10 protein-coding genes are annotated in these 10,605 nt (G+C 34.4%); all 10 read left to right on the top strand.

Going from position 1 to position 10,605, the window contains the following annotated elements:
• Positions 1-232 precede the first annotated feature (232 nt).
• On the top strand, positions 233-991 hold the full coding sequence (lgt, locus tag N4A40_03870) for a prolipoprotein diacylglyceryl transferase (protein MCT4660976.1): 759 nt from the start codon (positions 233-235) through the stop codon (positions 989-991).
• Between the two features lie 223 nt (positions 992-1,214).
• A complete protein-coding gene (gene mraZ / locus N4A40_03865; protein ID MCT4660975.1) occupies positions 1,215-1,646 on the top strand; it encodes a division/cell wall cluster transcriptional repressor MraZ in 432 nt (143 codons plus the stop codon).
• A 12-nt stretch (positions 1,647-1,658) separates the two neighbouring features.
• Positions 1,659-2,591: a 16S rRNA (cytosine(1402)-N(4))-methyltransferase RsmH gene (gene rsmH / locus N4A40_03860; protein MCT4660974.1), complete on the top strand. Its 933-nt coding sequence runs from the start codon at positions 1,659-1,661 to the stop codon at positions 2,589-2,591.
• A gap of 33 nt (positions 2,592-2,624) precedes the next feature.
• Complete coding sequence (locus tag N4A40_03855) at positions 2,625-3,179, top strand: hypothetical protein (protein MCT4660973.1); 555 nt, start codon at positions 2,625-2,627, stop codon at positions 3,177-3,179.
• 152 nt (positions 3,180-3,331) lie between these two features.
• On the top strand, positions 3,332-5,371 hold the full coding sequence (locus N4A40_03850; GenBank protein ID MCT4660972.1) for a penicillin-binding transpeptidase domain-containing protein: 2,040 nt from the start codon (positions 3,332-3,334) through the stop codon (positions 5,369-5,371).
• Positions 5,372-5,399: 28 nt separating this feature from the next.
• Positions 5,400-6,371, top strand: a complete 972-nt coding sequence (gene mraY, locus N4A40_03845; protein ID MCT4660971.1) for a phospho-N-acetylmuramoyl-pentapeptide-transferase — start codon at positions 5,400-5,402, stop codon at positions 6,369-6,371.
• A 17-nt stretch (positions 6,372-6,388) separates the two neighbouring features.
• The gene (murD, locus tag N4A40_03840; GenBank protein ID MCT4660970.1) at positions 6,389-7,747 is read left to right on the top strand and encodes a UDP-N-acetylmuramoyl-L-alanine--D-glutamate ligase; all 1,359 of its coding nucleotides are present in this window, start codon (positions 6,389-6,391) and stop codon (positions 7,745-7,747) included.
• Positions 7,748-7,771: 24 nt separating this feature from the next.
• Positions 7,772-8,866 (top strand): putative lipid II flippase FtsW, encoded by a 1,095-nt coding sequence (locus tag N4A40_03835; protein MCT4660969.1) that lies wholly within the window; start codon positions 7,772-7,774, stop codon positions 8,864-8,866.
• A gap of 17 nt (positions 8,867-8,883) precedes the next feature.
• Positions 8,884-9,981 carry an undecaprenyldiphospho-muramoylpentapeptide beta-N-acetylglucosaminyltransferase gene (murG, locus tag N4A40_03830; protein MCT4660968.1) on the top strand — a complete coding sequence of 366 codons (1,098 nt, stop codon included), beginning with the start codon at positions 8,884-8,886 and terminating at the stop codon, positions 9,979-9,981.
• On the top strand, positions 9,982-10,605 hold a 624-nt coding region (locus N4A40_03825; GenBank protein MCT4660967.1), incomplete at its 3' end, for an FtsQ-type POTRA domain-containing protein.

Here is a 10,605-nt window from a genome sequence, read left to right as displayed (position 1 = left end):
TTCATAGTAAATCTTCCTTTCAATCAATAAGTTTATAATAGACCAAATTTTTAAATCGTATTTTTGGTCATACTTTTAGACATTACATTTCATTATAATATAGAAAATCAAGTGTGTAAATGTAAAAGAAGAATTAATTTACGATTAAAAGGCTTGACCCACTGCTAATCTCGTAATATACTTAATTAGTTAATGATGATTAAAAGTCAAAAAACGGTGAAAGGAGTATATTATGTTGAGTGGAATGATTAATCCTGTAGCATTTGAATTATTTGGGATAAAGATTATGTGGTATGGGGTTTTAATTACTATTGGAATGGTATTAGGTGCTTGGATTGCCATAAGAGAAGCGAAACGTGTTGGCGTTTCAGAGGATGACATGGTAGATTTTTTAATATGGGCACTACCAATTAGTATAATAGGAGCAAGGATTTATTATGTTGCATTTTCATGGTCAGAGTATTCAGGTGATTTCTGGAAGATGATTAATATACGTGGTGGCGGTCTAGCAATTTATGGAGGCATCATCGCTGGTGTATTGACAGCTATTGTTTTTACTAAAAAAAGAAATATTGGATTTTGGAAATTTGGAGATATTGCCGCGCCTAGTATTGCTTTGGGGCAGGCGATTGGAAGATGGGGAAATTTCATCAATCAAGAAGCACATGGTGGAGTTACTGATGTGCCATGGGCAATTTTAGTCGATGGTCAAAGGGTACATCCTACGTTTTTGTATGAATCTATTTGCAATTTTAGTATATTTATCTTCCTTATGTATTATAGAAAAAATAAGACAAAGAACGATGGGGAGACTTTTGTTCTTTATTTAATTCTTTACGGAATAGCTAGATTTTTCATAGAGGGAATGAGAACGGATAGTTTGTATATTGGTGTATTTAGAATTTCTCAATTGGTTGCAATTGTAGCTATTGTATTTGGTTCTGCTATGTTTTTCTATTTCAGAAAGAAAAATAAAGGTTTGGATAGATAGTATAAAAAAGTAAAGTAGTCGAAAAAAATTACCACCCGATGGATAAATTTTTCATTGGGTGGTTTTATATTGTTGGAAAATGAATAGAAAATTAAAAAAATTACAAAAAGATTACAAAAAAATGTATGAAAAGTGTCTGTTTTATAGACTTTTGGGTAGTAATGTAGTACAATGTGGTTAGAAGTGGAGTAAAGTGGTGAATATTGAAAAGGTGGTGGGAATGATGTTCATAGGTGAATATCAACATGCGATAGACGCAAAAGGGCGTTTTATTGTTCCTGCCAAATTGAGAGATGACTTAGGGGAGAGATTCGTAATGACTAAGGGTCTTGACTCATGTCTCTTTATATATCCTATGGAAGAATGGATAAAAATTGAGGCGAAGCTTAAGTCGTTACCACTTACCAGTAAAAATGCGCGTGCTTTTGTTAGATTCTTCTTTTCAGGAGCGTCAGAGTGTGAAACTGATAAGCAAGGGCGAGTACTAATTTCAGCTAATCTTAGACAGCATGCTCAAATAGAGAAAGAGATAGTTACTATAGGCGTAGGTAATCGTCTAGAAGTATGGAGTAAATCTCTCTGGAATAACTATACAGACGATGATGAATTGAGTTATGATGCCATAGCAGAACAAATGGCAGAACTAGGAATATAGGAGGATTTTATTTTGGAATTTAAGCACGTATCAGTATTATTAGATGAATGTATCGAAGGGCTAAACATAAAGCCGGATGGGATATATGTAGATGGAACGCTTGGAGGAGCAGGGCACTCAAAGGAGATTGCTAAGCGTTTGGAAACTGGATACTTGATAGGAATAGATCAGGATCAAAATGCTATTAACAAGGCAACGGAAGTCTTAGCTCCGTACAAAGACAGAGTGAAGATTGTTAGAGATAATTTTAGCAATATAAAAAATGTACTTTGGCATTTAGGTGTTGAAAAAATTGATGGTATACTTTTGGATTTAGGGGTATCGTCCCATCAATTAGATGAAGGTGAAAGAGGTTTTTCGTATCAGCATGATGCAAGATTAGATATGAGAATGAATAGAGATCAAAAGCTTTCTGCATGGGAAGTTGTGAATGAGTATAGTCAAGAAGATTTGTGCAGGATTATAAAGGATTACGGTGAAGAAAATTGGGCTAAGAGAATTGCTGAATTTATAGTTCAAGAGAGAGAAGAGAACACTATAGATACTACATTTGACTTAGTTAGTGTCATAAAAAAAGCTGTTCCAAAAGGTGCACGTGCTGATGGACCACATCCTGCAAAGAGAACATTTCAAGCTATAAGAATAGAGGTAAATGGAGAGCTAGATATTATAAAAAATACTATAAGAGATGCAGTTGATAGACTGAATCCAGGTGGTAGGATTTGTATAATTACATTTCATTCGTTAGAAGATCGTCTAGTAAAGGATATGTTTAAGTACTTGAATCAACAATGTGTATGCCCGAGAGAGTATCCGGTTTGCCGTTGTGATAAAAGACGAGAAGTGAAGATTATAACGAGAAAGCCTATAGTATCAAATAAAGATGAGTTAGAGAGGAATAATCGTGCGAGAAGTGCGAAGCTAAGGATAGCGGAGAAGGTATAAATTTATATACTTAGTTCACAAGGAGGTGAAGACATGATTCCAATGCGTAAAGAGAAACAATTAGAGCGAGTACGAAAAAAACGAGAAGTTTACGTTCATACTAGTGGACAAGGAACTATCAGAAAAGTTGGTAGAGATGAGTACAGTTCACACATGCGAGATGGTTTAGGCAACATAGATTCAAGAGAATCAAAAAAACTTAAGCTTGGCGGAGGAGTTGTGTTTTTCGTAATTCTCTTAATTGGTATATCTATAGCTATTTTACTAAGCTACGCAAAAGTAGCTCAGTTGAAATATGATATAGTAAATCAAAGAGTTGAGCTAAGCGATTTGATTAGAGAAAATCAAATTTATGAAGTAGAGTTAGATAAAATTCGAGAATCTGGCTGGATTGAGAAGTATGCACTGCAAAAATTGAATATGAAGTATCCTGAAGAAGGACAGATTTTCTATATCAAAGTTCCAGAAGAGATAGAACAAAAAGAAGAAGATGTATCTAAACAAGTATTAGTTGGATCGAAGCTTACGAGTATTTTGTTAGATTCTTTTACTGAAAGTATGAGTAATTTGTTTGAAAATGCCGAATAGAGTTGCGTTATAACGTACTTGATTCGGCATTTTTTTTACCAAATAGTAATTACGATGAAAAAAATATGAGAAACGATTAACTCTTATGACAAATCATTTATTTTTTGGTAAAATAGATAGGTATGGATAATCAGAATCGAGGAGGTAATTATGTGAGTGTGCCTAGAAGCGAGTTTCCAAATCGCCTTTCAGTGTTTGTAGGAGTAATGATTTTGATTTTTGCAATAATATTGGGAAAATTAGTTTTTTTGCAGGTAATCAATGCAGAAGAATATCATAAAATGGCAATGGGACAATGGGTTAGAGATACTAGATTGAATGCAAAACGAGGGCTGATATTTGACAGAGAGGGGAAAAAATTAGCTGTTAATTTGGGAATGTATTCGGTTTGGATTAGACCTAAAGACATAGAGGATGTCAATAAGACGGCAGATACATTGCAGAAAATATTGTTACTAGATCGAGAATATATCATGTCGTGCTTGACTCATAAGGGAAACAGTAAGATATTAAAAAGATGGATTCCAAAAGAAACGGCGGATTTACTTTTTGATATAAAAAAGGCGGAAGAAATTGAAGAACGTAAGTTACTCTATGGAATAGACATAATAGAAGATATAAAGCGTTACTACCCGTATGGAACAGTTGGATCTCAAATAATGGGTTTTACAAATGTAGACAATGTAGGCATTAGCGGATTAGAAAAGCTATATAATACTGAAATGACAGGAGTTAGAGGAAGAACAGTTTATACAAAAGCAAGGTATTTTGACGAGCTACCTTTTGGAAATTCTAAACTAACTGAACCAGAAGATGGATATAGTGTGGTTCTCACAATAGATGAAGAAATACAAGAGAAAGTTGAAAAAGAAGCATATAAAGCTCTTGTTAAAACTAAAGCAAATTTTGTTACTGTAGTTGCGATGAACCCTAAAACTGGGGAGATATTAGCTATGACTACAAAACCAGATTATAACCCAAATGAGAGAATGGATTTGCTCTATAGCTTAGACAAACCATGGGAACTCATGGGCGAACAAGAACTAGAGCAAGTGAAAAAAATGCCTGCTGAGGAAAAAAATAAAAGAGTGTATGAGAGATATAGAAACAGAACTATAACTGATATGTATGAGCCAGGATCGGTTTTTAAAGCAGTTACGGGTGCAGTTGCAGTTGAAGAGAATATAGTAGGTGATCCATTCAATGATTATAAATATTTTTGTGATGGTAGAGTTACACAAGTGCCGGGAAATTTGAAATGTTGGTATTATCCTAGAACTCATGGAGCAGAGACATTTGCAAATGCTCTACAAAACTCTTGTAATGATGCGTTGGTACAAATGGCATTAGAATTAAAACAAGATACGCTTTTGAAATATTATAAGGCTTTTGGTTTTGGTGAAAAGACTGGAATTGAATTAGTTGGAGAATCTAAAGGCATATTGCCAAGTGATCCATCTACAATAAAGGATATTGAGCTTGCAACTATGTGTTATGGTCAGGGGAAAATAGTTGTCACGCCATTACAACTTATAACTGCTGTTTCAACTATAGTTAATGGTGGAAATTTGATGGAACCTATGATTGTTGATAAACTAGTTGATGTAGAGGGAAATGTAATTAGTGAAAATGAGCCAAAGGTTAGGAGACGAGTGGTGTCGGAAGAGACATCTTCTATAATGAGACGTGTGCTTGAAACTGTAGTAACTAAGGGTGGAGGAAAAGCAGCTAAGATTCCAGGATATAGAATTGGAGGAAAAACGGGTACTGCTCAAAAGGTAGTAGATGGCAAGTATGCAGATGGCAAGTATGTGAGTTCTTTTATGGGGATAGCTCCTATAGAAGACCCAGAAATACTTGTATTGACAGTGGTTGATGAGCCTAGGACAGGACGTTATGGGTCTAAAATGGCGCTACCTACCTCAAGAGAGGTACTCAGGTTTGCTCTACCGTATCTGAAAAAAAATCCTAAGTATACTGCAGAAGAGAAAAAATGGATAGAGGAGCAGGTTGAAGTTCCTAATTTTGTTGGCAAGAAAGTAAGGGATATCCAAGCTATTGCTGACAAAAATAATGTAATAGTTGAATTTGATAGGGTGATGATAAAAGAAGAAGATGAGGCATTAGAGCAATATCCTAGTGCAGGTACAAAGGTTAATAAATTAGAGAGAGTAGACATAATATTGAAGTAAATACGAGAGTAGTTTGGGAGGCAAAAGAATGAATGATTTTTTTATAAGTGGTGTAGTGATATTGTTGGCATTTGTAATAACTGTGTTTTTGGGGAAACTTATATTACCTCAATTGATTAAATTGAAAGTTGGTCAAAGCATAAGAGAAGAAGGCCCGGAAAGTCATATGAAGAAAAACGGAACGCCTGTCATGGGAGGGCTTATGTTTCTTGCAACTTTGATTATAAGTTATATAGTAATGCAAGTTTTTTACAAGGGAAATGTGTCTAACGAAATTACTGTAATAGTATTTGCGACTATAGGATTTGGAGTTATAGGTTTTTTAGATGATTATATAAAAGTAGTAAAAAAGCAGAATCTGGGGCTTAATGCGAAACAAAAATTATTGGGACAAATATTGATTACTGTGTTTGTAGTTTTATGGTTCTATTTTAATGAAGGATCAGAGATAGAGATTCCTTTTGCTAAAATTTACGTTGAAATGGTTTGGCTTTATGTTCCGTTTATGGCATTGGTTTTGGCGGGAACGGTAAATGCAGTTAATCTTACGGATGGTTTAGATGGATTATCTTCAGGAGTAACTGTTGTAGTGATGGTAGCTTTCATGATAGTGTCTATAATAAAGGGAAGGCTTGACATAGCTTTGATTTCAAGTGTTTTGGCTGGGGGATGCCTTGGCTTTTTGGTATATAACCACCATCCAGCAAAAGTTTTTATGGGAGATGTAGGGTCGCTTGCGCTTGGGGGAGCGGTGGCGACGATTGCAATGGCACTTAAATCTCCATTTTTGATACCTCTAGCAGGAATGATATATTTCGCAGAGGCAATTTCGGTAATACTGCAGGTGGCGTCTTTTAAATTAAGAGGAAAAAGGATATTTAAGATGGCTCCACTTCACCATCATTTCGAATTGTGTGGGTGGAGTGAGATAAAAGTAGTTTATGTGTTTAGAATTGTTACTTTGATTATGTCGATCGTTGCTATATTGGCTATTGTATAGAGAAAAGAGGGAATTGTATGATTGAATTGAAGGGAAAGAGGGCATTGGTTCTTGGTTTGGGAGTAAGTGGTGTATCAGCAGTAAAAGCATTAGATAAACTAGGAGCTAGTGTGGTGGTTAGTGATTCAAAAGATATAGATGAGCTTCAGGAGTATACAGAACAATTGAAGGATTTGAAAATAGGTTTTTGCTTAGGTAGCAATAATGCACTCCATGGTATATTTGATTTTGTTATTAAAAGTCCAGGGATTCCATTAGATATTCCAATATTGGATATGGCAAGAGAACGTGGTGTTGAGATTATGACAGATATAGAATTAGTGGACAGATTGTTTCCAAACAAAATAGTTGCCATAACGGGTACGAATGGAAAAACTACGACAACTTGTTTGACTGGTGAAATGATAGAGGCGCAAGGAATAGAAACACATATAATGGGAAATGTAGGAGTTGGAGCACTTTGGGAGGCAACACAGAGACAAGACGATGATGATGTATTTGTTATAGAAGCTAGTAGTTTTCAGCTAGAAAGTACAACTGAATTCAAGCCAGATGTAGGTGTTATTCTAAATTTTTCACCCGACCATTTGTCATGGCATGGAAGCTACGAAGCTTATATTAGTGCTAAGTCGAAAATGCTAGAGAGACAAACTGAAGAAGATTTTGCAGTATTAAATTATGATGATGATGATGTGAGAAAGCTTGGAGAGAAAGTAAAATCTAAAGTGATTTATTTTTCGCAGAAAACACCAATTCAAAATGGAATATATTTAAGTGGTGATTTTATTATATACAATAATGGTGAGTCTGATACTGAAATAGTAAATGTTAAGAATTTGAATATAGTTGGCAATCATAATTATCAGAATGCCATGGCTGCAGCTGGAATTGCAGTTGCACTTGGTCTAGATTTTGATTTAGTTAGAAAGAGTTTTGAACAGTTTAATGCAGTAGAACATAGACTTGAATTTGTAAAAGAAATAGATGGAGTTAGTTTTTACAATGATTCAAAAGGAACGAATCCAGATTCATCTATAAAAGCATTAGAAGCAATGAAATCAAGTACTATATTGATAGCAGGTGGCTATGATAAAGGTTCAGAATTTGATGATTATATAAAGGCATTTGATGGCAAGGTGAAGCATATGTTTGTTATGGGAGAAACTGCAGATCAGATTATAAGAACTGCTGAGAAATATAATTTCAATGAGTATTCTAGAGTTGAAAACATGGATGAGGCAGTTGAAAAAGCTTGGAATATAGCTGAAAATAGTGATATTGTATTGTTATCTCCAGCATGTGCTAGTTGGGGAATGTACGATAATTACGAACAAAGAGGTAAACATTTTAAGAAGTTAGTAGAGAATTTGAGATAGACATTGAGATTGGAGGAGAGTTTGTTGCAGAAGAAAATTGATAGAATTTTATTGTTGACAATCCTCTTATTGGTTTTTTTTGGACTGGTTATGGTCTTTAGTTCGAGCTATCCGGATGCTTTAGCTATGATGAATGACCCTTATCATTTCATAAGAAAACAAACTATTTTTGCTGTGGCAGGTATAATTGCTATGATAATAGTTGCAAATATGCCTATGGAGTTATTCAAGAGATTATCTATTCCAATTTTTATTATCACATTGCTTATTCAGTTGACATTATTGTTAGGTTTGGGATCAGAATTTCAAGGTGGAAATAGATGGATTAAAATATATGGGATGACGTTTATGCCGGCAGAGTTTTTAAAAATTGGTGCAGTTATGGCACTAGCAAGGTTTATGTCGGTTAAGAAAAATGATATATCAAAATTTAATTCACCTCTTTGGATAGCGCTGATATTCTTCGTAGCGATGCCGGGAACATTGGTTATAGCTACTGATTTTAGTAATGGTATGATGGTGTTTTTGGTACTAGCTGTAATGCTATTTGTTGCTGGACTTAGTTATATATTTGTACCTATGGCAGTAGGCGGAATAGTGGCTATTGTAATATATCTTTTAAACAGTAACTCATTTAGAACATTTAGACTTATAACATTTACTGATCCATTTAAATATAGAGATTATAGCACCTCTTATCAATTGATACAGTCAATATATGCATTTGCTTATGGAGGAACTCTTGGAGCTGGATTAGGTAAAAGTATTCAGAAGTACTATTATTTACCGGAGGCATATAATGATTTTATATTTGCAATAATTGGAGAAGAACTAGGTTTAGTTGGAGCATTTTTTACAATAGTATTTTATTTAATCATCTTGTGGAGAGGCGTCAAAATAATAATGGGATGTAAGGATCGCTATGAAGCTTATTTGGCGACAGGGATAGTTGCAATAATTGTAGTTCAAGCAGCGGTGCATATGTGTGTAAATGTTGGGTTATTGCCGACTACGGGGCTTCCATTACCATTTGTATCTGCTGGAGGAACGAGTTTGTTTGTCTATTTAGGAGCTGCAGGACTATTATTAAATATATCAAAAAGATCGAATTATAAGTGATGAGCAGGAGGCAAAATATGAGATATGTAGTAACTGGTGGCGGGACAGGAGGTCATATATATCCCGCATTGGCTATAGCCAAAACGATTATGAAGCATCAATCTGATGCAGAAATATTATATATAGGAACAAAACATGGACTAGAATCAGAAATAGTACCTAGAGAGGGATTTGAATTTAAGACTATAAGGATACAAGGATTTAGAAGGAAATTGTCTAGAGATACATTTAAATCTGCATGTATGATTTTTAGAGGAATGAAAGATGCCAAGAGAATTCTTAAAGAGTTTAAGCCCGATATAGTAATAGGTACAGGAGGGTATGTATGTGGTCCTGTAGTTTATCAGGCTAGTAGGTTGAAAATTCCAACTGTGATACATGAGTCAAATGCCTTTCCTGGTATAACAAATAAAATACTTGCAAAAAAAGTCGATAAGATTTTAGTTAGTTTTGATGAAGCTAATAAAAGATTTAAACGACCGGAGAGGACAGTGCTTACAGGAAATCCGATAAGAGAAGACTTTTTAAAGGTAACAGATGAAGAGGCAAATAGAGTTATCGATAAGATCGCGGGTAAAAAACTTATATTTAGTTTTGGAGGAAGTGGCGGTCAAAAAAGTATAAATTTGGCAATATTAGATCTTATAGAACGTTTTAATGATTCAAAGTATCAATTAATTCACGTTACTGGCAAAAATAGATATGAAGATTTTATGAGACTTGTCGATGATAAGAATATAAAGGTTAATTCTCAAGTCAAGATTTTACCTTATATGTATGCTATGCCTGAAGTAATGAAGTTGTCAGATTTGGTAATTATAAGCGCTGGAGCACTTGGAATATCTGAAGTTACGGCATTAGGTGTTCCAGCTATTGTAATTCCTAAATCATATACAACAGAGAATCATCAAGAATACAATGCTAGAGTTATTGAAGAAAATGGTGCAGGAAGGATGATACTTGAGAGTGATTTGTCAAGCGACAAGCTTTGGAAAATTATAAATCAGATATTAGTAGACGAAAAGGGGTATACTAAAATGGTTGAAAATAGTCTTAAGTTGAGTGAAGTAGATGCTACCGAGCAGATATATAAAGAGATAGAGAGTATGATATAAATGAAAAATAGAGATGGAAGAGTCCGAATTAGAGTGTTTTTGATTTTGATAGCAGTGATTTCTTTATTTGTTTTTTTAAATTTCAAAACAGATTTTTTCAATGTGAAATCTATTGTAGTAGTAGACAATTCGCAGCTGACTATAGAGCAAATACAAGTAGCATCAGGGGCAATTGGCGAGAACATATTTGCTCTAAGACAAAAAGATGTGAAGGCTAATTTAGAACTTCATCCTTATATAAAGCAAGCGGAAGTTTCTAAAAAATATCCAAGTGGATTAAAAATAGAAGTAATTGAGAGAAGAGAAGTATTAGAAATAAAAGATGGCGACACTTATGTTTATGTTGACGAAGAGGGGAAAGTATTGAAGGTATTAGCTAAACCTCTTGGAAAAAAACTACCTATATTGAAGGGACCGACGATTCAAAATTATGAAATTGGTGATGATGCGGTATTTGAAAATCAAGAAGCAATACAAACTGCACTTTCAATCTTAGGAGAAGCTGAATCGCTCGGATATTTGGAAGATGTTGATGAAATTGTAATAAAAGGTGAAAATGATTTAATAATTCGTACAAATTTAGGAATAAACGTTGCATTTGGTGAGGTAGATGCGATAAAATAT

This window comes from Tissierellales bacterium, from assembly GCA_025210965.1.
GTDB lineage: Bacteria > Bacillota > Clostridia > Tissierellales > JAOAQY01 > JAOAQY01.
The sequence above is the reverse complement of the archived record's forward strand: the minus strand, read 5'-3'. Positions and strand labels throughout refer to the sequence as shown.